General features: G+C 73.6%; 13 protein-coding genes and 1 pseudogene. 6 read left to right on the top strand and 8 right to left on the bottom strand.

The genetic code is table 11. The annotated features are described in order from the left end of the window. Nucleotides 1–424: 424 nt before the first annotated feature. Complete coding sequence (locus tag ACF061_RS33860) at nucleotides 425–874, top strand: PTS glucose transporter subunit IIA (RefSeq protein ID WP_392270842.1); 450 nt, start codon at nucleotides 425–427, stop codon at nucleotides 872–874. 77 nt (nucleotides 875–951) lie between these two features. Next, nucleotides 952–2,622: a phosphoenolpyruvate--protein phosphotransferase gene (gene ptsP, locus ACF061_RS33865; protein WP_392270843.1), complete on the top strand. Its 1,671-nt coding sequence runs from the start codon at nucleotides 952–954 to the stop codon at nucleotides 2,620–2,622. 73 nt (nucleotides 2,623–2,695) lie between these two features. Here ptsP and ACF061_RS33870 read toward each other — a convergent pair whose 3' ends face one another. Further along, on the bottom strand, nucleotides 2,696–3,589 hold the full coding sequence (locus tag ACF061_RS33870; RefSeq protein ID WP_392270844.1) for a hypothetical protein: 894 nt from the start codon (nucleotides 3,587–3,589) through the stop codon (nucleotides 2,696–2,698). A gap of 390 nt (nucleotides 3,590–3,979) precedes the next feature. Then, nucleotides 3,980–5,947, bottom strand: coding sequence for an acetoacetate--CoA ligase (locus ACF061_RS33875; RefSeq protein ID WP_392270845.1), 1,968 nt, complete (start codon nucleotides 5,945–5,947; stop codon nucleotides 3,980–3,982). Nucleotides 5,948–6,159: 212 nt separating this feature from the next. On the opposite strand from ACF061_RS33875, the gene ACF061_RS33880 reads away from it, so the two are divergent. After that, nucleotides 6,160–8,529, top strand: a complete 2,370-nt coding sequence (locus ACF061_RS33880; protein WP_392270846.1) for a glycoside hydrolase family 31 protein — start codon at nucleotides 6,160–6,162, stop codon at nucleotides 8,527–8,529. A gap of 2 nt (nucleotides 8,530–8,531) precedes the next feature. On the opposite strand, the gene ACF061_RS33885 is transcribed toward ACF061_RS33880, so the two are convergent. Further along, nucleotides 8,532–9,068 carry an NUDIX domain-containing protein gene (locus tag ACF061_RS33885; RefSeq protein ID WP_392270847.1) on the bottom strand — a complete coding sequence of 179 codons (537 nt, stop codon included), beginning with the start codon at nucleotides 9,066–9,068 and terminating at the stop codon, nucleotides 8,532–8,534. Nucleotides 9,069–9,291: 223 nt separating this feature from the next. Here ACF061_RS33885 and ACF061_RS33890 point away from each other — a divergent pair, with 223 nt between their 5' ends. Together ACF061_RS33890 and glpK are read left to right on the top strand one after the other, a co-directional pair. Beyond that, nucleotides 9,292–10,917 (top strand): EAL domain-containing protein, encoded by a 1,626-nt coding sequence (locus ACF061_RS33890; RefSeq protein ID WP_392270848.1) that lies wholly within the window; start codon nucleotides 9,292–9,294, stop codon nucleotides 10,915–10,917. Nucleotides 10,918–11,406: 489 nt separating this feature from the next. After that, nucleotides 11,407–12,936 carry a glycerol kinase GlpK gene (glpK, locus tag ACF061_RS33895; protein ID WP_392270849.1) on the top strand — a complete coding sequence of 510 codons (1,530 nt, stop codon included), beginning with the start codon at nucleotides 11,407–11,409 and terminating at the stop codon, nucleotides 12,934–12,936. Nucleotides 12,937–13,164: 228 nt separating this feature from the next. On the opposite strand, the gene ACF061_RS33900 is transcribed toward glpK, so the two are convergent. From ACF061_RS33900 to ACF061_RS33920, 5 genes and pseudogenes are all read right to left on the bottom strand, one after another. Further along, nucleotides 13,165–13,770 carry an ATP/GTP-binding protein gene (locus tag ACF061_RS33900; protein WP_392270919.1) on the bottom strand — a complete coding sequence of 202 codons (606 nt, stop codon included), beginning with the start codon at nucleotides 13,768–13,770 and terminating at the stop codon, nucleotides 13,165–13,167. After that, nucleotides 13,754–17,387, bottom strand: a pseudogene (locus tag ACF061_RS33905) (hydantoinase B/oxoprolinase family protein); the annotation flags it as partial. The gene ACF061_RS33900 and the pseudogene ACF061_RS33905, both read right to left, overlap by 17 nt. A 24-nt stretch (nucleotides 17,388–17,411) precedes the next feature. After that, entirely contained in the window at nucleotides 17,412–17,807 is a 396-nt protein-coding gene (locus ACF061_RS33910) for a DUF742 domain-containing protein (protein WP_392270850.1), read from the bottom strand. A gap of 9 nt (nucleotides 17,808–17,816) precedes the next feature. Beyond that, nucleotides 17,817–18,251, bottom strand: a complete 435-nt coding sequence (locus tag ACF061_RS33915) for a roadblock/LC7 domain-containing protein (RefSeq protein WP_392270851.1) — start codon at nucleotides 18,249–18,251, stop codon at nucleotides 17,817–17,819. Continuing rightward, entirely contained in the window at nucleotides 18,248–21,127 is a 2,880-nt protein-coding gene (locus ACF061_RS33920; RefSeq protein ID WP_392270852.1) for a nitrate- and nitrite sensing domain-containing protein, read from the bottom strand. Before ACF061_RS33920 ends, ACF061_RS33915 begins: the two co-directional genes overlap by 4 nt. 421 nt (nucleotides 21,128–21,548) lie before the next feature. On the opposite strand from ACF061_RS33920, the gene ACF061_RS33925 reads away from it, so the two are divergent. Beyond that, nucleotides 21,549–22,115: a hypothetical protein gene (locus ACF061_RS33925; RefSeq protein WP_392270853.1), complete on the top strand. Its 567-nt coding sequence runs from the start codon at nucleotides 21,549–21,551 to the stop codon at nucleotides 22,113–22,115. Nucleotides 22,116–22,198 lie beyond the last annotated feature (83 nt).

Here is a 22,198-nt window from a genome sequence, read left to right on the forward strand (position 1 = left end):
GCGTTGACTTTTGGCACGCTGTTGAGTTCTCAAGGAACGGACGCTTCCTTCGTACTCACCCTCTCGGGCTTTCCTCCGGGCGCTTCCCTTCGGTGATCCAAACTCTATCAGGCTTTTCCGGTCCCCCTGACCACCGTCCCGCAGACATGCGGAAGGCGATCCCGAGATAGGATCTGTCTCTGACAAGTTGGGTGCTACCGGGCGGGCACGCTGTTCACGTCGCTCGTCCCCGGCAGGAGTAAGACTCTACATGGGTCGCCCGAGCGGGTGCAAATCCATTGGTTTGGTGGTCTAGACCACCAATCGGAGCTGTCGTAAGCTCTCGCCCGGAACCGGTACTTACCGTGACATACCCTGCTGCACAGTGCGCCGTCCGGGACAAGCACTGGCGGCCCATCGAATCTCCACCCCTGGGAGGCTTCCCATGACCACCGTGACGTCCCCGCTCGCCGGACGCGCCATCGGACTCGCCGCCGTGCCGGATCCGGTCTTCTCCGGCGCCATGGTCGGCCCGGGCACCGCGATCGACCCCGTACGTGAGCCCTCCGAAGCGGTCGCGCCCGTGGACGGTGTCATCGTCTCGCTGCACCCCCACGCGTTCGTCGTGGTCGACGACCAGGGGCACGGGGTGCTCACCCACCTCGGCATCGACACCGTGCAGCTCAACGGCGAGGGCTTCGAGCTGCTCGTCGCCAAGGGCGACAGGGTGACGCGCGGCCAGGCCGTGGTGCGCTGGAACCCCGCCGCCGTCGAGACCGCCGGCAAGTCCCCCGTCTGCCCGGTCGTGGCCCTCGAGGCCACCGCCGAATCCCTCTCCGATCTCCGTGACAGCGGCGATGTGAAGGCCGGCGACAGCCTGTTCGCCTGGGAGTGACACACCGCCGTGCGCGGCACGGCGACCAGAACGACCACCGCGGCGGCGCAGCCGCCGCACTAACGGAGACGGGTGAGATGGACACAACGCTGCGAGGCGTCGGCGTGAGCCACGGGGTGGCGATCGGCGAGGTTCGCCACATGGGCACGGCGGTGCTGGAACCGCCCGCCAAGCAGATACCGGCACAGGAGGCGGAGCGCGAGCAGGGGCGGGCCCGGCAGGCCGTGGAGGCTGTGGCGGCCGACCTGACGGCGCGCGGCAATCTGGCGGGGGGCGAGGCCCAGGCGGTGCTCGAGGCGCAGGCCCTGATGGCGCAGGACCCCGAGCTGATCGCGGACGTGGACCGGCGCATCGCCGTCGGCAGCACCGCCGAGCGCGCCGTCTACGACGCCTTCGCCGCCTACCGGGATCTGCTGGCCGGTGCGGGCGAGTACCTCGCCGGCCGGGTGGCCGACCTCGACGACGTGCGGAACCGCATCGTCGCGCGCCTGCTCGGGGTACCCATGCCGGGTGTGCCGGACAGCGACCGGCCGTACGTCCTGGTCGCCCGTGACCTGGCGCCCGCCGACACGGCGCTGCTGGACCCGACGCTCGTCCTGGGCTTCGTCACCGAGGAGGGCGGGCCGACGAGCCACAGCGCGATCCTGGCGCGGGCGCTCGGGGTGCCGGCCGTCGTCGCGCTGCCCGGCGCCGGCGAGCTGGCCGAGGGCACGGTGATCGCCGTGGACGGCAGCACCGGTGAGATCTTCGTCAACCCCGGGGACGAGAAGAAGGCCGAGCTCGAGGCCGCGGCCGCCGAGCGGAAGGCCGCGCTGGCCGAGTCGACGGGCCCGGGCGCCACCTCCGACGGGCACCGGATGCCGCTGCTCGCCAACATCGGCGGTCCCGCGGACGTGGCGGCGGCGGTCGAGGCCGGGGCGGAGGGCGTGGGCCTCTTCCGGACCGAGTTCCTCTTCCTGGACGACAACGAGAACGCGCCGTCCGAGGAGAAGCAGGTCGAGGCCTACCGGCAGGTGCTGGAGGCCTTCCCCGAGGGCCGTGTCGTCGTGCGGGTGCTGGACGCGGGCGCGGACAAGCCGCTCGACTTCCTGACGCCGGCCGACGAGCCGAACCCCGCCCTCGGCGTACGCGGTCTGCGGACGCTGCTCGACCACCCGGAGGTGCTCCGCACGCAGCTGACGGCGCTCGCCAAGGCGGCCGAGGGACTGCCGGTCCACCTCGAGGTCATGGCTCCCATGGTGGCGGACCGGGCGGACGCCAAGGCCTTCGCGGACGCCTGCCGCGCGGCGGGGCTGCACGCGAAGTTCGGCGCGATGGTCGAGATCCCGTCCGCCGCGCTGCGGGCGCGCTCGGTGCTGCGGGAGGTCGAGTTCCTGTCGCTGGGTACCAACGACCTCGCGCAGTACACCTTCGCCGCCGACCGGCAGGTGGGCGCGGTGTCCCGGCTCCAGGACCCGTGGCAGCCAGCGCTGCTGGACCTGGTCGCGATGGCGGCAGAGGCGGCCGGGGCCGAGGGCAAGAGCTGTGGTGTCTGCGGTGAGGCCGCCTCGGACCCGCTGCTCGCGTGTGTGCTGACCGGTCTCGGTGTCACCTCCCTTTCGATGGGTGCGGCTTCGCTGCCCTATGTCCGGGCGACGCTGGCCAAGTACACGCTGGCGCAGTGCGAGCGTGCGGCGGCGGCGGCGCGCGCGGCGGACAGCGCCGAGGAGGCCCGGCAGGCCGCTCAGGCAGTGCTGTCCGGGGAGTGATCCGGCCGCCGGCCCTTCCCCGGCCGGCCTGCGAGGGGCGCTTCACCCGCAGGTGAGGCGCCCCTTCGCGCGTTCAGTGCCGGTGCCGCGGCTCCGGCCCTTCCTCGCCGAGGTCGGGCGGGACGCAGTAGTCGACGCCGGATTCCGGTGCGATGAGGTCGCCCGATTCCGCGTCGGTGCAGTAGGCGTCGAAGACCTCGCCCGCGGTGAGGGGCTCCAGGCCGTCGGCGCGCAGCCGCCATCCGTACACCCGGTCGGGGACGCCCGTCGCGGTGGTGCGCATGACGAGGCCGCCGGGGCTGCGGGTGGCGATGCCGAGGGCCAGGACCGTGGTGAATTCGAGGGCCTCGGCCTCTTCCAGCCGGGTGACACCGCCCTCCTCGTCGTCCGCGTGGAGGACGGCGACCAGGGATTCCGGCGTGGTCGAGGCGCTGCACACCAGGTGCCGGCTGCCCGGTGGGGCCGTGTCGAGGATGCGGGCGAGAAGGCCCGCGGCCCTGGCGAAGGCGGCGCGGCCCATGTCCTCCCCGCAGGTGGCGCAGGGACCCAGACGGGTGAGAAGTGTGGAGGCGTACTCCCAGGTGGCCTGGCGGACGGCCTCGTCGACGAGGGCCGGGACGAGTTCGGCCAGGGGCCGGCCGTCGTAGGGGAGGGTCGCTCCGGTGGTCCCGATCTCGGCGGTGAAGCGGGCGCGGCTGGCCGGGGCGTCGGGTTCGAGGCCGGTGTCCGCGCAGTACTCGGCGTATTCCTCGGGGTCGAAGAGGGCCACCGTGGTGTGTCCGCCCAGCGCGGCCCTGGTCCTGAGGAGTGCTTCGACCTGCTGGAGGTAGGTGGTGTGGTCGTCGAAGGTGAAGCTGCGGTAGCGCCGCATGGCGCGGAAGTCCTGTTCGTCGGTGAGCAGGCCGATGGTGCCGGCGATCTCCCGGCGCAGGACGCGTCGCATCGTGTGGTCGTCGGTGTGCGCCATGTCTTCCCCCATGGTGTTGCCCCCTGCGCGCAGGGGTCGATCAATGCTCACTCACAGTAACCGGGGGCACTGACAACGGGGCGGGCGCGGCGTTCGCGGACGGTGCGGTGCTGGTCGAGACAGGTGGGCGCGTCGCCGGCGCCGGACACCGGCGGGGCCGTGGTCGCGGTGACGGTGAGGGGGCCGGTGCCGCGACGGTGCGGACCGGGTCCGGGCGCGGCGCGCGGGAGCCGGGGGCGGCGGGGGCCCGGGTGAGCGGCGTCGGGCGGGCGGTTCCGGCTGTCCTCGCAGCCGGGCGTGCGGATCTCCGTCGACGGCACGGCCGGCCCCGGACGTCGCCGCCGTGCTCGGCGGGGGTCCGGGGCCGGCCGCGGTGGCCGAGCGGCCTGCTCAGGCGCGCTTGCGGGCCAGGTCCTCGTAGAACCGCAGGAGGTCGAGGTCGTCGACGGAGCCGGGGTTGACGGCCTTCTCCAGGGGGGTGCCCTGGAGAAGGCGTTTGACCGGGACCTCGATGCGCTTGCCGGTGAGGGTGTGCGGGATGCCCGGTACCTCGACGACCTCGTCCGGGACGTGGCGCGGCGAGAGCTGTTCCCGGATGGTCCGCTTGATCCGGTCCAGGAGCGCGTCGTCGAGGGCGGCGCCGGGGGTCAGGTGGACGAAGAGGGGCATCCAGTAGCCGCCGTCGGGCTGTTCGACGCCGATGACGAGGCTTTCCTTGATCTCGGGAAGTTTTTCGACGGCTTCGTAGATGTCGGCGGACCCCATCCGCACGCCCTGGCGGTTGAGCGTGGAGTCGGAGCGGCCGTGGATGACCACCGAGCCGCGGGAGGTGAGTGTGATCCAGTCCCCGTGCCGCCACACGCCGGGGTACATGGCGAAGTAGCTGTCGTGGTAGCGGCTGCCGTCCGGGTCGTTCCAGAACTGGATCGGCATCGACGGCATGGGGTTGGTGACCACGAGTTCGCCGACCTCGTCGACGAGCGGTGCGCCGTCCGGGTCCCAGGACCGCAGGTCCGTGCCGAGGCAGGGCGCCTGCAGTTCGCCGATGTGGACCGGGAGGGTCGGTACGGCTCCCGCGAAGCAGGAGCACACGTCGGTGCCGCCGCTGACGGAGGCGATCCACAGGTCGTCGCGGACCTCGTCGCGCAGCCAGCGGAAGCCGTCGGGCGGCAGTGGCGAACCGGTGGTGGCGACGCACCGGACCGTGGACAGGTCGAAGTCGCGGGCCGGGTGCACCTCGGCCTTGCGGCAGGCCATGACGTACGCCGCGGAGGTGCCGAACAGGGTGGCTCCGGTGCGTTCGGCGACCCGCCACTGGGCGCCGGTGTCGGGGTGGCCGGGGCTGCCGTCGTACAGCACGACCGTCGTACCGGTCAGCAGTCCGGAGACGAGGAAGTTCCACATCATCCAGCCGGTCGACGTGTACCAGAAGAACCGGTCCGCCGGACCGAGGTCGCAGTGCAGGCCGATCTGCTTGAGGTGCTCGACCAGGATGCCGCCCTGGGACTGCACGATCGCCTTGGGCAGACCGGTGGTGCCCGAGGAGTAGAGCACCCACAGGGGGTGGTCGAACGGCACCTGTTCGAAGACGGGCTCCACGTCGGCGGAGGTCAGGGTCACCCACTCCAGCGCGCCCTCGGGGGCCGCGGTGCCGAGCAGGGGGATGTGCACGACGGCGCGCAGGGTGGGCAGTTCCTCGCGCAGCCGGGCGACGACGTCGCGGCGGTCGTGCTCCTTGCCGCCGTAGCGGTATCCGTCGACGGTGAAGAGGACGACCGGTTCCACCTGCTGGAAGCGGTCCAGGACGCTGCGGGCGCCGAAGTCGGGGGCGCAGGACGTCCAGACGGCGCCCACGGCGGCCGTGGCCAGCAGGGCGACGACGGCCTGGGGGATGTTCGGCAGGTAGCCGCTGACGCGGTCCCCCGGGCGCACACCGAGGGCACGGAGTTCGGCCGCCAGGGAGCCCACCTGGCGGCGCAGCTCGGACCAGGTCACGGGGTGCGGTTCGTGCGTCTCGTCGATGTGCAGGAGGGCGGGCTCGTCCGCGCGGGCCCCGGCCGCGCGCAGCGCGTGTTCGGCGTAGTTCAGGGTCGCGCCCGGGAACCACTGGGCCCCCGGCATCGAACGGTCGCCCAGCACCCGGGTGTACGGGGTCGAGAAGCGTACGTCGAACCACTCGGTGACCGCTTGCCAGAAGGCTTCCAGCTGTTCGACGGACCAGCGGTGCAGGGCCGGGTATCCGCCCTGGGCCGGCGCTCCGTGGTGCTCGGCCGCCCAGGCCTGGAACTTCGTGATCTGTGCCTGGGCGATCCGCTGCGGATCGGGCTGCCAGAGCGGCAGGGGGTTCACGGTCGACATGGCGGCTCCCGGACTGTGCGCGTCGTGTGCGTCGGTCCGCGCACGTGCTGGGGTGTGCGCGTGACGCGGCTGACAGGGACGATGCCACGTGATCGACTCCCGCACCAGGGCTCGCCCCACATAGTCCGTGGCGTGAAGATGTGGCCCGGGCCTGGGTGAACGGCAGTTGAACGACACACCCGCGCCGTCCCGTCGATGGCAGGGTGAGCGGCATGGAAGCTCGTGACCTGGTGTGTTCGGTGAAGGCGGTCGGTTCTTCGGGGGCGGCCCAGGGGCTGCGTACCGTACGGGCCGCCTGGCGCAGGCGGCGCGCCGATGCGAAGGGCCTGCCGGCCCGGGGGGCCGAACGCGCGCGGGTGCCCGGCGTGGTGCGCGACGCGCGGCCCGGGCCGGGGGGCGGTGTCGTGCGGTTCAGCCGCTCGGAGCTGCGCGTTCTGGTGGCCGTGAACGGCGCCGTCTTCTGGGGCTGGGACGGTGCGGGTCCCGAGCCGTCGTACGCGCTCGCCGGCCCCTGTCCGGAGCCGGACCCCCGTGCGGTGCTGGAGCCGGACAAGGAGGGCGGCTGGCGGGTGGTGGCCGAGCGGGTCACGGTCACCGTCTCGCGGCACGGCGCGGTGGAGGTGTGCACGCCGGGTGGCGTACCGCTGCGCCGAGACCTGCCGCCGCGGTGGTGGGAGCCGACGGCCGGCGGCGGTCCCGCGCGCTGGACGCAGCGCTCGGAGGTGGCCGCCGACGCCCGGTTCTTCGGCCTGGGCGGGCGGGCGTCGGGGCCACGGCTGCGCGACGGCACCTACCGCCTGTGGAACACCGATCCCGGTCGCGCGTTCGGGCCCGATGACGACCCGCTGTACATCACCATGCCCGTCCAGTTGGTCGTCGCGGACGCGGGCACGCACCTGGTGTTCCACGACAACTCCTGGGACGGCGCCGTCACGCTGCGGGAGGGCGTGGAGGGCGCCGGCTCGGATCATGACCGGGCGGGGACGAGTGAGCTCAGGATGGACGGAGGGCCGCTGCGCTGCTGGGTGGTCGTCGGCACTCCCGCGCGCGTGGCGCACGCCTGGGCCTCGCTCACCGGGGCGGCGGCGCTGCCGCCGGCCTGGGCCCTCGGCCACCACCACGCCCGGTCGGGTTTCGGCGGCGAGCAGGAGATGCGGCGGATCGTCGCGGGCCATCACGAGAACGGTCTGCCCCTGGACGCCGTCCACCTGGACAGCGACCACTTCGACGCCCACCAGGTGTTCACCGTCGACCAGGACCGCTTCCCCAAGCTGCCGGTGCTGGCCGAGGAGCTGCGCCGGGACGGGATCCGGCTGGTGTCGATCGTCGATCCCGCGGTGCGCGCCACGCCGGACAACGCCGTGTACCGGGCCGGCGCGGCCGGGGACGCCTTCGTGCGGGACGTCCCGGGCGGTCTCGTGCGGGGCGTCGGCCGGCCCGGGGAGGCGGTCTTCCCGGACTTCACGCACCCGCGGGTGCGGCGGTGGTGGGGCGGGCTCCACGAGGAGCGGCTGGCGCAGGGGTTCGCCGGCTTCTGGCACGACATGAACGAGCCGACCTCCTTCGCGGCCTTCGGCGAGACGACGCTGCCCCGGTCCGCCCGCCACTGTCTGGAGGGCCGGGGCGGCGACCATCGCGAGGCGCACAACGTGTACGGGCTGTGCATGGCCCGGGCCGGGTACGAGGGGTTGTGCGAACTGGAGCCCGGGGAGAGGCCGTTCGTCCTCTCCCGTTCGGGCTGGGCCGGGATGCAGCGCTACGGCGGGGCATGGTCGGGCGACGTGGCCACGGGCTGGCCGGGGCTGCGGGCGTCGCTGTCGCTGGTGCTGGGGCTGGGTCTGTCCGGGGTGCCCTATTCGGGACCGGACGTCGGCGGGTTGGACGGCGCTCCCTCGCCGGAGCTGTATCTGCGCTGGTTCCAGTTGGCCTCGTACCTGCCGCTGTTCCGGACGCACGCGGGCCCGCGGGCGGGGCACCGGGAGCCGTGGGAGTTCGGAGCGGAGGTGCTGCGGCACGCGCGGGCGGCGCTCGTCGAGCGCCGGCGTCTGCTGCCGTACTTCGTCACACTGGCGCATCTGGCGCGGCGTACGGGGGCGCCCTATGTCCGGCCGGTGTGGTGGGGCGCGCCGGAGGACCGTGCCCTGCGCGACTGCGAGGACGCGTTCCTGCTCGGCGACGGCCTGCTGGTGGCGCCGGTGCTGGAGCCCGGGGTGGAACGGCGGGTGGTGCGGCTGCCGCGGGGCCGCTGGTACGACACGGCGACGGGGCGGGCGTACGAGGGGCCGGGACAGGTGCTCGTCGACGCTCCGCAGGCGCGGATTCCGGTGTTCGCGCGTGCGGGCGCCGTGATTCCCGTACTGGGAGACCAGGGGGCCGTGGAGCTGGAGGTGTGGGCGCCCGCCCCGGGGCGGGCCGGGGGCGGGCTGGTGGTGCCGGACTCCGGCGACGGCTGGGACGAACCGGAGTTCGAGCGCTATGCGGTGCGTCGGCAGGGCCGGCGGGTGGTCGTGGAGTGCGAGCGGGAGGACGGTACGGGCGTGCCGTCCCGCCCGGTGCGGGTGCGTGGAACGGCCGCGGGCTGAGCTCAGACATACCGGCCCTCGAACCAGGCGCGTACGGCCAGGGTGTGCAGCGGGAACGCGAGTTCCTCGGGCCCGCGCAGCAGGTGCCGGCCCGAGGTCTCGGCCGTGGCCACCGGCTGCGGCAGGGCCTCGGCCGGGCGTTCCGGGAGCAGGCCGAAGAGCAGCAGGTGGCCGTCGGGCGCGCTCATGGCGTCGATGAGCCGCACGTCGCGGCTCGCCGCGTCGATGCCCGTCTCCTCCCTGAGTTCACGGACCACGGCGTGCCGCCAGTCCTCACGGTCGTCCAGGTAGCCGCCCGGCAGCGCGGTGCCCCCGCGCGCGGGGGCGATGGCCCGGGTGATCACGACCAGGGCGGTGCCCTCGGTGTCGTAGACGGGCTGGAGGGCCACCGCGACCGGCAGCGGGTTGCGGTAGGCCGCGGTCCCGCAGGCCGGGCAGGTGCGGGGCCAGCCGGAGATGCCCTCTCCGTAGGGCGCTCCGCAACTCGAACAGTGGGAACCGGCTGCGCAGTTGGCGGTCGGATGCTGATTTTCGGACACGCGCGGACTGTATCCGATCGAAAGGTGACCGTCTTCGGTCGGACGGCTCGGCGCCCGCCGCCCACTGGGAGGGACTTCCGGGAGACGAGGGGAAGGGCGGCGACGACGGCCGCGCGGGGGAACCGGAATTCCTTTCGCATACGCGGTGTGACCGGCCGGGGATCCTGCGTGAACACCTCATGAACTCGGCCCCGGCGTACGCGGGCGGGGCCATCATGCTCCCGTGCGTTACTGGACGGATACCCTGCGCTTCGCCTTCCAGCCAGTGGTCAATCTGGCCACCGGCGGGGTCACGGCCCTGGAGGTCCTGGCCCGGCCGGAGACCGGCGACGTCCTGGCCGAGGCCCGCCGCGATCCCGGGCTCGACGCCCGGCTGGCGGTGTCCGCGCTCCGCGCGGCGGCCCGCGCGGAGACCCTGCTGCCCCTGCACCTCAACGTGTTCGCCGGCACGCTCGCCGACCTCGGTGGCCTCGGTCCGCTGCACGACGCCGTCCGGGCGGTGGGGCGGCTGCCGTGGGAGGTGACGATCGACGTGGTGCCGCCGTACACGCACGTGCCCCAGCGGGCGCTGATGGAAGCGGTCGCCGTGGTGCGCGGGCAGGGTTTCCGGATCGGTGCGGACGGCGTCGGCGACGGGGACGTGCCGTTGCGGCTGCTCACCGACCTCGCCCCGGACCTGATGAAGCTCGACGCCTCGCTGCTGGCACGGCCGGCGGCGGTGCGGGCGATGCGCACGCTGTGCGAACAACTGGGGGCGCTGCTGGCCGTGGAGGGCGTCGAGACGGAACGGCAGTGCGCGGTGGCGCTGTCGGCCGGCGCGCAGCTGGCGCAGGGCGAGCTGTTCGCGCCGCCCGCCCGGCTGCCCGCCGCGGACGTGTACGTCCCGCCGCGCGCCCCCGAGACCGTGCCGACGCCGCGCTCGGGACCGTCGGTGCGGGAGTTCCTGCGTCCTGCCGCCCTGCTGCCGGCCGACGTCCCGGCGGGCCGGGTGCGGGCGCTGCTGACCGGGTCGCCCGACGTGTCGGGCGTCCTGCTCGTGGACGCCCGGGGGACGCCGCTGCGCTCGCTGCAGCGCTCGCGTTTCCTGCTGCTGATGTCCGGGCGCTTCGGCCATGCCCTGTACGCCGACCGGCCGGCCGCCAGGCTGGGCGACCCGCCGCGCACGGTGCCCCTGGACGCCTCGGCCTGGGAGGTGCTGGACGTGGTGGCGACCGGCGGCCGGGACCGCACCTCGGACGATGTCGCGGTCGTCGACCGGCATGGGCGGTGCGTGGGCGTGGTGCGGCCGGACGACCTCGTACGGGCGCTGGCCGAGTCCCGGGTCGAGGAGGCGGCGGGACTCAACCCCCTGACCCGGCTGCCCGGCTCGGACGCCGTCACGGGCGAGGTGGACCGGTGGATCGGCGAAGGACGCGCGTTCAGCCTGAGCTGGCTGGACATCGACCACTTCAAGCGGGTCAACGACGGTGCCGGGTTCGCGGCGGGTGACGAGTTGATCCGCTCCGTGGGGCGGGCGCTGCGGCGCGCGGCGACCGGGACCACCCGGGTGGCGCACATCGGCGGTGACGACTTCCTGGTGCTGGCGGATCCGGAGGCGCTTGATCCGCTGGCCGCCCAGGTGCTGGACGCGCCCTGGTCGGCGGGTGGCCGTCCGGTCACCCTCTCCCTGGCCACGGTCGTCTGCGCGGCGGGCAGCGTGCCCGACCACCGGCGGGCGGCCGCCTGTCTGGTACCGCTGAAGCAGGCCGCGAAGGCCCTGCGCGGGGCCGGCTGGGTCGTCGGGCGGGCGGGCCGGGCGGGCCACGAGATCCGCCGCGGGCGGACGGCGCCGGTCGGCCAGGCCGGGTGAGGGAGGCGGTCCGGCCGCGACGGCGGCACGCTCGGCGCCGGTCCGCCGGACGCGGCCGCGGATGGTGTGCGGCCCGCTCGGCGGCCGAGGTTCCGCGGGGCGTCGCCGGGTGCGGACCGGCCGAGCAGGACGATGCCCTCGACGATCGCCGTGAGACCCGTCGTCTCCCGGGTCGGCGCGGGAGCGTCGGTGGCGCGGGCGGTCTCCCGGACACCGGGCGGGCCGGTCTCGCCGCGCCCGGCCGACGGGTCCGGGCCCCGGCTCATCCCGCGCAGATTGCCCTCGGTGTAGGACAAAATGACACCAGTGGGATCCCGGAGCCCCGCCGGCCCCGGGCCTCGGCCTCCTCTCCGTCGCCGCCCCCGGAGATCCGGCCGTGCGCCCCACCGGACCCGCGGCCCGGGCCCGCACACCGTTTCCGCCGGTCGCGGGGGCGCTCGTGGGCGTCGGCCTGGAACGCCCTCCGACCCTCGTCACCAGGGGGCAGCCATGACGGACAACGCCGAGAAGTACGTGGCCGCGATCGACCAGGGCACCACTTCGAGCCGCTGCATCGTCTTCGACCACAGCGGCTCCATCGTCTCCGTCGACCAGCGCGAACACCGCCAGATCTTCCCCAGGCCGGGCTGGGTGGAGCACGACGCCACCGAGATCTGGTCGAAGGTGCAGGCAGTGGTCGCGGGCGCGACGGCCAAGGCCGGGCTGCGCGCCGATCAGATCAGCGCCCTCGGCATCACCAACCAGCGGGAGACGACCGTCCTGTGGGACCGGGCGACCGGCAAGCCGGTGCACAACGCGATCGTCTGGCAGGACACCCGCACCGCGGCGCTCTGCGACGAGCTGGGCGGCTCCGACGGGCAGGATCGTTTCCGCGGGCAGACCGGCCTGCCGCTCGCCGGCTACTTCTCCGGGCCGAAGGCGGCCTGGCTGCTGGACGACGTCCCCGGCCTGCGCGAGCGGGCCGAGCGCGGGGAGATCGCCTTCGGCACCATCGACTCCTGGCTGATCTGGAATCTGACCGGCGGCACGGACGGCGGACGACACGTCACCGACGTCACCAACGCCGGCCGCACCATGCTGATGGACCTCAAGACCCTCCAGTGGGAGCGGTCGCTCCTGTCCGCCATGAACGTTCCCGAGGCCGTCCTGCCGGAGATCAGGTCCTCCTCCGAGGTGTACGGGAAGGCCGTGGGGCAGTTGGCGGGCGTGCCGGTGGCCTCTGCCCTGGGCGACCAGCAGGCGGCCGTGTTCGGACAGGCCTGCTACGAGGTGGGGGACGCCAAGAACACCTACGGCACCGGCAGCTTCCTGCTGCTGAACACCGGCGGCCGGCCGGTGCCCTCGAAGAACGGTCTGCTCACCACCGTGGGGTACAGGATCGGTGGCGAGGCGCCGGTCTACTGCCTGGAGGGAGCCATCGCCGTCACGGGCGCGCTGGTGCAGTGGTTCCGCGACCAGCTCGGCATCATCCGCACGGCGGACGAGATCGAGCCGTTGGCGGCGAGTGTCGAGGACAACGGCGGCGCGTACATCGTGCCCGCCTTCTCCGGCCTGTTCGCACCGTACTGGCGTTCGGACGCGCGCGGAGTGATCACCGGCCTCACCCGCTACGTCACCAAGGCCCACCTCGCGCGGGCGGTGCTGGAGGCGACCAGCTGGCAGACGCGCGAGGTGGTGGACGCGATGTACCAGGACTCCGGGGTGCGGCTGACGACCCTGAAGGTCGACGGCGGCATGACGAAGAACGACCTGCTCATGCAGCACCAGGCGGACGTGCTGGACGTCCCGGTGATCCGCCCCGAGGTCTCCGAGACCACCTGCCTGGGCGCGGCCTACGCGGCGGGGCTCGCCACCGGTGTGTGGAACGACCTCGACGAGCTCAAGTCGCACTGGCGGAAGGACGCCGAGTGGACCCCCTCGATGGATGCCTCGGTCCGCGACCGCCGGCACCGCGACTGGCGCAAGGCAGTGGAGCGGAGCCTCGGCTGGCTGGAGGGCGAGGACCAGGACCTCTCGTGAGGAGCGTGTTCCGGCCGTACGGCCCGCGGACCGCGGTACGGCGGCAGGCGCGCCGACCGCTTGGTGCCCCACGCGCGCGTGCGGCACGGCATGGGGCGGGCGCGCGCCGCGGCCGTGTCCCGCGTGTGCCGCGGGGCCACGGCTCCGGCCCCGGGCCGGCGGCGGCACGGGGCGTGCGGACGGCTCGGCGGCGACGGCGGCCGCACCGCCGCGACCGCCGGTGGCCCGTCAGGTGGTGACGGTCCTGCGGCGGTCCGCGGTGTGCGCCCTCGCGTGCCGGACGACCCCGACGAGCACCTCCTTGACCGACTCGCGGTCGCGGGCGTCGCACAGCAGCACCGGGACGCCGGCGTCGAGGTCGAGGGCCCGGCGGACGTCCTCCGCCGGGTAGCGGGCGGCGCCCTCGAAGCAGTTGACGCCGACGAGGAAGGGGATGGAGCGCCGCTCGAAGTAGTCGATCGCGGCGAAGGAGTCCTCCAGGCGGCGTGTGTCGGCGAGCACGACGGCGCCGAGCGCGCCCTCGGACAGTTCGTCCCACATGAACCAGAACCGCTCCTGGCCGGGAGTGCCGAAGAGGTACAGCACCAGGTCCTCGCGCAGCGTGATGCGGCCGAAGTCCATGGCCACCGTGGTGGTGTGCTTGCCCTCCACCCCGCTGAGGTCGTCGACCGGACGGCCCGCCTCGGTGAGCAGCTCCTCGGTGCGCAGCGGCCTGATCTCGCTGACCGCGCCGACGAGGGTCGTCTTGCCCACGCCGAAGCCGCCGGCCACCAGGATCTTGAGCGTGACGGGCTCGACCGGGGGCTTGCCGCGCTGGGAACGCCCGAAGATCATCGATCACTTCTCCTGCTCGATGGGTCGGACGGCGGTGGTCCGTAGCCACCGCCGCCGGGGGTCTCGACGACGAGCACGTCGCCGGGGCCGACGTCCGCGGTGTCGCTTCCGCCGAGGTGGACGACCGTGCCGTCCGCACGCTCCACCCGGCCCGTGCCCAACGCCCCGGGCCCGCCGCCGGACATGCCGTACGGCGGGATCCTGCGGTGCTGGGACAGGATGGAGACGGTCATGGGTTCGAGGAACCGGATGCGGCGGACCGCGCCGTCGCCGCCGGGCCAGCGGCCGGCGCCACCGCTGCCGTGCCGCAGCCCGAACTCCTCCAGCCGCACCGGCAGCCGCCACTCCAGGACTTCCGGGTCGGTGAGCCGGGAGTTGGTCATGTGGGTCTGCACGGCGCTCGCGCCGGGGAAGCCGTCGCCCGCTCCGGAGCCCGAGGCGACGGTCTCGTAGTACTGGTGGCGCTCGTTGCCGAAGGTGATGTTGTTCATCGTCCCGGAACCCTCCGCCTGGACGCCGAGCGCCGCGTACAGGGCGCCGGTGAGTGCCTGGGAGGTCTCGACGTTGCCCGCGACGACGGCGGCCGGTGGTGCGGGGCTGAGCATGGAGCCGGCCGGGACGACGATCCGCAGGGGGCGCAGGCAACCGTCGTTGAGCGGGATGTCGTCGGCGACCAGGGTGCGGAAGACGTACAGGACGGCGGCGTCGACGACGGAGAGCGGCGCGTTGAGGTTGGTGGCCGACTGCGGCGCGGTCCCGGTGAAGTCGATCGTCGCCGACCGCCGCGCACGGTCCACCCGGACCCGGACGCGGATCACGGCGCCCGAGTCGGTCTCGTAGGCGCACTCGCCGTCGTCCAGGACGTCGATGACCCGGCGGACGGCCTCCTCGGCGTTGTCCTGCACGTGCCGCATGTAGGCCTGGACGGCGTCGAGGCCGAACTCCCCGATCATGCGGGCGATCTCGTCGACGCCCTTCTGGTTGGCGGCGATCTGGGCGCGCAGGTCGGCGAGGTTGGTGTCGGGATCGCGCGACGGGTACGGACCCGAGGTCAGGAGGCGGTGGGTCTCCTTCTCGTGCAGGTGGCCGTCCTCGGCGAGCAGCCAGTTGTCGAGGAGCACGCCCTCCTCGTCGATGGTGCGGCTGTGCGCGGGCATGGAGCCCGGGGCGATGCCGCCGATCTCGGCGTGGTGGCCGCGCGAGGCGACGTGGAAGAGGACCCGGTCACCGTGGGTGTCCCCGGTGCCGAAGACCGGGGTGATGACGGTGATGTCCGGCAGGTGTGTGCCGCCGTGGTACGGGTCGTTTACCGCGTAGGTGTCGCCCGGCCGCATCCGGGCGCCGCGGCGCCGGACGACCTCCTTGACGCTGGTGCCCATCGAGCCCAGGTGGACGGGGATGTGCGGGGCGTTGGCCACCAGGTTCCCGTCCGGGTCGAACAGGGCGCAGGAGAAGTCGAGGCGTTCCTTGATGTTGACCGACTGGGCGGTGGACCGCAGCCGGGCGCCCATCTGCTCGGCGATGGACATGAAGAGGTTGTTGAACACCTCGAGCAGCACCGGGTCGACCTCCGTGCCGACATCGGAGCTCCGCGTGATCGCGGTGCGTTCCACCAGCAGGTGCCCGTCGTCGGTGGCCGTTGCCCGCCAGCCGTCGTCGACGACGGTCGTCGCGCCGGGCTCGGTGATGATCGCCGGGCCGGTGACGGCGCCGCCGGGGGGCAGGTCCTCGCGGTGGCGCAGCGGTACGTCCCGCCAGGCGCCGCCGGTGTGCAGCCGGACGGCGACCGGGGCGGCGGGCCGGCCCGCGCGGGCGGGCCGGTACGGGGCGAGGGCGGAGAGATCGGGGGGCCGGGTGATGCCGGTGGCTTCCACGGAGAGGGCTTCGACCACGACGGGGCGCCGGAGCGTGAAGGAGTACGTGCGGCGGTGGAGTTCTTCGAAGGCGCGCTTCATGGCGCCGGGCTCGGTGAGCTCGACGGTGAGGGTGGTGTCCGTGCCGTCGTAGCGGAGCCGGGCGCGCCGGCTGACGCGGACCTGCTCCTCGGGGACGTCCTCGGCGCGCAGTTCGGCGCGGGCGGCGGCCTCCAGGTCGTCGGCGGTCCTGGTGACGCCCGGCATGGCGGACGGTTCCAGTGGTGCTTCGACGGATTGTTCGCGCATGGCCGTGGTGTCGGCGAGGCCGATGCCGAGCGCGGACAGCAGGCCCGCCATGGGCGGGACGAGGACGGTGCGGATGCCGAGCGAGTCGGCGACCATGCACGCGTGCTGGCCGCCCGCACCGCCGAAGGTAGTGAGGGCGTAGCGGGTGACGTCGTGCCCCTTCTGCACGGAGATGCGCTTGACGGCGCCGGCGATGTTGGCGACGGCGATCCGCAGATAGCCCTCGGCGACCTGCTCGGGCGTGCGGTCGTCGCCGGTCCGCTCGCGGATCCGGCGGGCGCGGGCGGTGAAGCGCTCGCGGACGAGTTCCCGGTCGAGGGGCTGGTCGCCGCCGGGTCCGAAGACCGCCGGGAAGTGGTCCGGCTGGATGCGGCCGAGCATGACGTTGGCGTCGGTGACGGTGAGCGGTCCGCCGCCCCGGTAGCAGGCCGGTCCCGGACGGGCTCCGGCCGAGTCGGGTCCGACCCGGTACCGGGAGCCGTCGAAGTGCAGGACGGAGCCGCCGCCGGCGGCCACCGTGTGGATGTCCAGCATGGGCGCCCGCAGCCGGACGCCCGCGATCAGTGTGGTGGAGGCACGCTCGTACGCGCCCGCGAAGTGGGAGACGTCGGTGGAGGTGCCGCCCATGTCGAAGCCGATGACCCGTTCGTACCCGGCGAGTGCGGACATGCGGGCCATGCCGACGATGCCGCCGGCCGGCCCGGACAGGACGGCGTCCTTGCCCCGGAACCGTCCGGCTTCGGTGAGCCCGCCGTTGGACTGCATGAACATCAGCCGTACGCCGCGCAGGTCGTCGGCGACGTGCCGCACGTAGCGGCGCAGCACGGGCGAGAGGTAGGCGTCGGCCACGGCGGTGTCCCCGCGCGGGACGAGTTTCATCAGCGGGCTGACCTCGCTGGACAGCGAGATCTGCGGGAAGCCGATGCGCGCGGCCAGCTCACCGACGGCGCGTTCGTGCGCGGGGTGCAGATGACTGTGCAGGCAGAGCACGGCGACCGCGCGGATCCCGTCGTCGTACGCCTCTTGCAGGGAGACGGCGAGGGAGTCCAGGTCGGGGGCGCGCAGGACGGTGCCGTCGGCGGCGATGCGCTCGTCCACCTCGACGACGCGTTCGTGCAGCAGTTCGGGCAGATCGATGCGGCGGGCGAAGATGTGCGGTCGGTTCTGGTAGGCGATGCGCAGGGCGTCACGGAAGCCGCGGGTGACGACGAGGAGGGTGCGCTCTCCTCGTCGTTCCAGCAGCGCGTTGGTGGCCACCGTGGTGCCCATGCGGACGGACTCGACGGGTTCGGCGGACCCGGCGAGCAGTTCCCGGACTCCGGCGACGGCCGCGTCGGCGTACCGGGCGGGGTCGTCGGACAGCAGCTTGCGGGTGAGCAGGCGGCCGTCGGGGCGTCGCGCGACGACGTCCGTGAAGGTGCCGCCCCGGTCGACCCAGAACTGCCAGCCGGTCACGTCGCTACTCCGCTTCCGCGCCGCTCACAGCGCCCGCAGGCCGTTGATCACGTCGCGCAGGATACTCTCGTCCGGCAGCTCGGCCGGCGGCACCGGACGGCTCACGTGGACGTACTCCTCGTCGACGAGGTCGCCGATGAGGACCCGCACGACGCCGACGGGCAGATCGAGTTCCGCGGCGAGCTCGGCGACCGACTGCGGGGTGGCTCGGCACAGTTCGACGATGTCCACGTGTTCCGGGGAGAGCGAGTGGTCCACCTCCGGATCGTCCACGTGGGGCTCCGTGACGACGACCGCGATCAGGTCGAGGCGGTGCTGGGCCGCATGGCTGGTGCGGCCCCGCGTCATGGCGTACGGGCGGACCACCGGTCCGGCGTCGTCGTCGAACCAGTGGCTTCCTGCCTGACCGTCTCCACTCATGTCATCCCACTACCCGCCGGAGGGCAGGTCGGTGCGCGGAGCGGCGCCCAGATGCACACCGACCCGCTTGACGAGGAGCGTCATCTCGTAGGCGACCTGGCCGACGTCGGAGTCGGCGTCGGACAGAACGGCCAGACAGCTGCCGTCGCCGGCGGCGGTCACGAACAGGAAGGCGTCGTCCAGTTCGACCACGGTCTGCCGGACGCTGCCGGCCTCGAAGTGCCGGCCCACGCCCTTGGCGAGGCTGTGGAAGCCGGAGGCGACGGCTGCCAGGTGTTCGCTGTCCTCCCGGGTCAGTTCCTTGGACACGCCGGTCGCCAGTCCGTCCCCGGAGAGCACGACGGCCTTGCGGATGCTCGCGACCCGGTCCACGAGGTCGTCGAGGAGCCAGTTGAGCTGCCTCTTGTCGGTCGCGGTGCGGCTCGTCGCCTTCGGTGCGGTCATCGACCGTCCCCCTCTGTCGTTCCTTGTGCTGTGGTGCCGTCGCGGGCGTCGTCGCCCGCGGCGTTCTCCTCACGGCCGCGCCGCCAGCCCCGCTGCAGCGAGGCCATCCGGCTGCGCACCTCGTCGGCGTCCCGGTCGGCGGGGTCCATCCCGTCCCCGGCGCGCCGCGCGGGAGTCTTCTTGAGCTGCGGTGCGAGGCTCGCCTGCCGCACCCGGCGGGGCAGCGCACCGTCGGGGGCCGGGGAGCCGGGCGCTTCGGCCGTACCTGTGCCGTCCGTGCCCGAGTCGTCCGTGCCCGAGTCGTCCGTGCCCGTGCCGTCGGTACGGCCGGCGGCGAGCGCGGCCCTGCGGGTGCGCTGCGGCAGGGCGGGCGGCTGCCGCGTCGTCGTGCCGTCGGCCCGGGCCGCCGCGGGGTGGCCGGTCGGGCCGGTGGCGCGGTCCGCCGCGTCGGCTGCCGGTCCCGGAGGCGTCCCGCCTCGGCGGCGCGTCGGCGGCGGGGCCGCGGGGTCCGGTTCCGGCCGGCCGGGGCCGGCCGCGGCCGTGCCGTCCTTCCTGTCCCGCCGGGCCCGCTGTCCGGTGACCGGACGCCCGTGGGAGCTGACCAGCTTGGGCGTCCGGCGCCGGGGCAGCGGTACCGGACCGTTGTCGTCGTCCGCGCCGGCGCGCTCCTGCGGGGCCTGCGGCGCGCCGCCCGGCCGCTGTTCGGCGAAGTGGTGGGGCATCGCCTCGTCCGTCTGCGGCCGGGCCGGGGAGCGACGTGTCCGGAACAGTCCGCCGCGTTCGCCGTCCTCGTCGTCGAGCGCGCCCGGGAACGCCTCGAGGGCGCCCAGGCCGACCGGCGCCTCCAGCTCCACCGGCCCGTCCAGCACCGAGACCGGCAGGCCCGGGAGCTGTCCGGCCGTCGGGGACAGGGCGCTCCGGTGCTTGTCCTCCCGGCCGGCCGGCTCCCTGTCCAGGCGGAACCCGACGCCGTTGGTGTCGGGGACGTCGTCCGTGAGCAGCGCGTCGGGGAGGAAGACGACCGCGGTGGTGCCACCGTACGGGGACGGCTGGAGCGAGACGCGGACGTGCTGCCGCTGGGCGAGCCGGCTGATCACGAACAGTCCGAGCCGGTCGGTGTCGGAGAGTTCGAACTCGGGCGTCTCGGCGAGCCGGAGATTGGCGTCCAGCAACGACTCGGCGGACATGCCCAGTCCGCGGTCGTGGATCTCCAGCGTGAAACCGTTGGCGACGTGCTCGCCGACCACCTGCACCGCGGTGTGCGGCGGGGAGAACACCGTCGCGTTCTCCAGGAGTTCGGCGATCAGATGGGTGAGGTCGGCGACGGCGGGGCCGGTGAGGGCGACGCGTGGCAGCCGGCGGACCTCCACGCGTTCGTAGTCCTCGACCTCGGCGACGGCGGCGCGTACGACGTCCATCAGCTGCACGGGTTTGCGCCACTGCCGGGACGGGGCGGCGCCGGAGAGGATCACCAGGCCCTCGGCGTGCCGGCGCATGCGGGTGGTCAGGTGGTCGAGGCGGAAGAGGTCGGCGAGTTCCTCGGTGTCCTCGGTCCGGCGTTCCATGGTGTCGAGGAGGGTGAGCTGCTTGTGCAGCAGGACCTGGCTGCGGCGGGCGAGGTTGACGAAGACCTCGGAGACGCCGGCCCGCAGTTCGGCCTGTTTCACCGCGGCCTCGACGGCGGCCCGTTGCAGGGTGTTGAGGGCCTGGCCGACCTCGCCGATCTCGTTCCTGTCGTATTCGAGGCGTGGCACCTCGGTCTCCACGTCGACCTGTTCCCCGGCCGACAGGCGGCGCATCACGCCGGGCAGGCGGACGCCGGACGCCTCGTGGGCCTCCAGGCGCAGCTGCCGCAGGTCGCGGATGAGTCCGCGACCGATGCGCACGGACAGGAAGAGGGAGAGGAGCACGGCGATCAGGCCGAGGACGCCCGCGACGGCGGCCTGGAGGATGACACGTATCGCGACGGGCCGGACGCGGTCCTGGTAGCGGTCGTTGGCCCGGTCGTCGAGGGTGCCGAGACGGCTCAGGGCAGCGCCGGCGGCGGTGTCCCAGCTCCTGGCGGTCACCCCGCTGGGCACGCCGGACACGGTCGAGGCGGTGGCCTGTTCGGCCACGCGCAGCGGCGCGGAGACGGCGTTCGCCCAGAAGCGCTGGTAGCGGCCGCGTTCGGCGGCCGGCAGCAGCGGCAGGCTGACGTCGTACAACAGGGACCGCTGTGCCACGAGTCCGGCGATGTCCCGGCTCTCGTCGCGGGTGAGCGCGCCGACGACCAGGGAGGAGCCGAGCAGCGCGTCCTCGCGGGAGAGGAGCTCGCGGGCCCGCGAGAGGTTGACCAGGGCCCGGTACTGCTTGTCCAGGTTCACGTCGTCGACGACGTGGAGGTTGGTGAGCAGGACGTAGCAGGGGTCGACCAGGCGGTTGTAGAGGTCGAGCGCCTGGGCACGGCGGACGGTGCCGTCCTCGACGCTGCGCCGCAGCGGGCCGATGCCGTCGAAGGCGTCCAGTGCGGCGGCCAGCCGCCCGTCGGTGCCGGCGCCCGTCGCGTCGCGGACGTCCGGGTCCGTCGCGTTGCGGCGGAGTTCGGCGATGGCCTCGTCGGTGGCGCTCCGGCTGCGCCGAAGGGCGGCCGTCCCGTCGGCGGCGCGCGGATCGGCCAGGTGGACGAGGGTCTGGCGGCGCTCCTGCTGGAGGGCGCGGACGGCCTCCTCGGTGGGATAGGCGATCTTCTCCACCACGGAGGAGGCGTTGAACAGCTGGGTCGCCTGCCGTCCGGTGAGTACGGTGGCGAAGGCCCAGATCGCGGTCAGGGACAGCAGCGGCACGAGAAGCAGCGCCACGATCTTCCGGCGGATGGACTTCCCGCGAAAGCGCATGGCCTCCCCCAGCTCGACCCCCGCCGGCCGGGGGTGCGCATGTGCGTCAACAAACGGCGCGAGCCTACTACCGACTCACAGGGAACTCGAAGAAGCGAACGGAAGCCGAAGTTCCGCTCCGACGGCGAGAGATGGCGAGTTGTCCGGGCATGGCGGGAGATGGCTGCCCGGAATACGGAGGTGGCGGACGCGCCGGAACGGGCCGGGCGGCCCGGCCGGTTGGCCGATATCTTTCGTCTCCCGGGAATCTTCACGCCGTCTTGTTCGTCCTTCTTCATGGGACATGGGGGCGGAATGGGCCACTGGAGCCGCGTCCCGCACCCGGGCGGCGTAAAGCAGCGCAAGCCGGGCAGCCCACTGGGGAGCCGGTTCTTCGGACGCCGGGGCGAGCGGTCTGGTGGCGGTGGGGAGTGACAGGTTGATGAACACGGCGGAGCGGCGCGAGAGGGCCGCCGGCAGCGGTACGACGGGGGCGACGGCGGCACGGCGGACGTCGACGGCACCGGAATACGACACTCCGGAGGTCGGGGGCGTCGCCGGGCGGACCCGCGGGCGGCCGGCGGCTGCGTACGGCGGTGATCGGGCCGAGCAGCCCTACTACCGGCCGTTGTGGATCGAGGAGCCCGCACGGCGGCGGCGGCTGCCGGATCCCGTGCGTGAGGCGGCGGTGCGTGCGGTGCTGATCATCGCCGTGACGCTCATACAGGCCGTGGTGGCGTTCCTGTGCACCATGGCCGGCTCCTGGCTGGCCTTCCCCATGGTTCTCAGCGGCGTGGCCAGCACGGTGGTGGCCACCTGGGCGGCGCTCGACGTGTGGGTGACCCGCCAGGTGTGGAACCAGCGCGACGGCGTGGTCTCGGCGCCGAACAGCACGGCGCGGGCCCTGCGGCGCGAGCGGCGCCGGAGCCGGCGGGAGGAGCGGGCGGCCGAGCGCACGCAGGAGCGAACTCGCCGACGGGGCGGCGCGGGACAGCTCTCGCACCCGTAGGGTCTGTCGCCCGGCGCGCCGCCGGGCGCGTACGGAGCCTGCGCACGGGGGCGGGGAACCGCACGAGTGGCCGTCACCGGCCC

Source organism: Streptomyces sp. NPDC015220, from assembly GCF_043079345.1.
Lineage (GTDB): Bacteria > Actinomycetota > Actinomycetes > Streptomycetales > Streptomycetaceae > Streptomyces.

Coding starts and splice junctions, on each gene's coding strand:
- ACF061_RS33920 (WP_392270852.1), bottom strand. CDS start 21,127: ATGCGCTTTCGCGGGAAGTCCATCCGCCGGAAGATCGTGGCGCTGCTT.
- ACF061_RS33925 (WP_392270853.1), top strand. CDS start 21,549: ATGAACACGGCGGAGCGGCGCGAGAGGGCCGCCGGCAGCGGTACGACG.
- ACF061_RS33900 (WP_392270919.1), bottom strand. CDS start 13,770: ATGATCTTCGGGCGTTCCCAGCGCGGCAAGCCCCCGGTCGAGCCCGTC.
- ACF061_RS33870 (WP_392270844.1), bottom strand. CDS start 3,589: ATGGCGCACACCGACGACCACACGATGCGACGCGTCCTGCGCCGGGAG.
- ptsP (WP_392270843.1), top strand. CDS start 952: ATGGACACAACGCTGCGAGGCGTCGGCGTGAGCCACGGGGTGGCGATC.
- ACF061_RS33915 (WP_392270851.1), bottom strand. CDS start 18,251: ATGACCGCACCGAAGGCGACGAGCCGCACCGCGACCGACAAGAGGCAG.
- ACF061_RS33880 (WP_392270846.1), top strand. CDS start 6,160: ATGGAAGCTCGTGACCTGGTGTGTTCGGTGAAGGCGGTCGGTTCTTCG.
- ACF061_RS33860 (WP_392270842.1), top strand. CDS start 425: ATGACCACCGTGACGTCCCCGCTCGCCGGACGCGCCATCGGACTCGCC.
- ACF061_RS33910 (WP_392270850.1), bottom strand. CDS start 17,807: ATGAGTGGAGACGGTCAGGCAGGAAGCCACTGGTTCGACGACGACGCC.
- glpK (WP_392270849.1), top strand. CDS start 11,407: ATGACGGACAACGCCGAGAAGTACGTGGCCGCGATCGACCAGGGCACC.
- ACF061_RS33875 (WP_392270845.1), bottom strand. CDS start 5,947: ATGTCGACCGTGAACCCCCTGCCGCTCTGGCAGCCCGATCCGCAGCGG.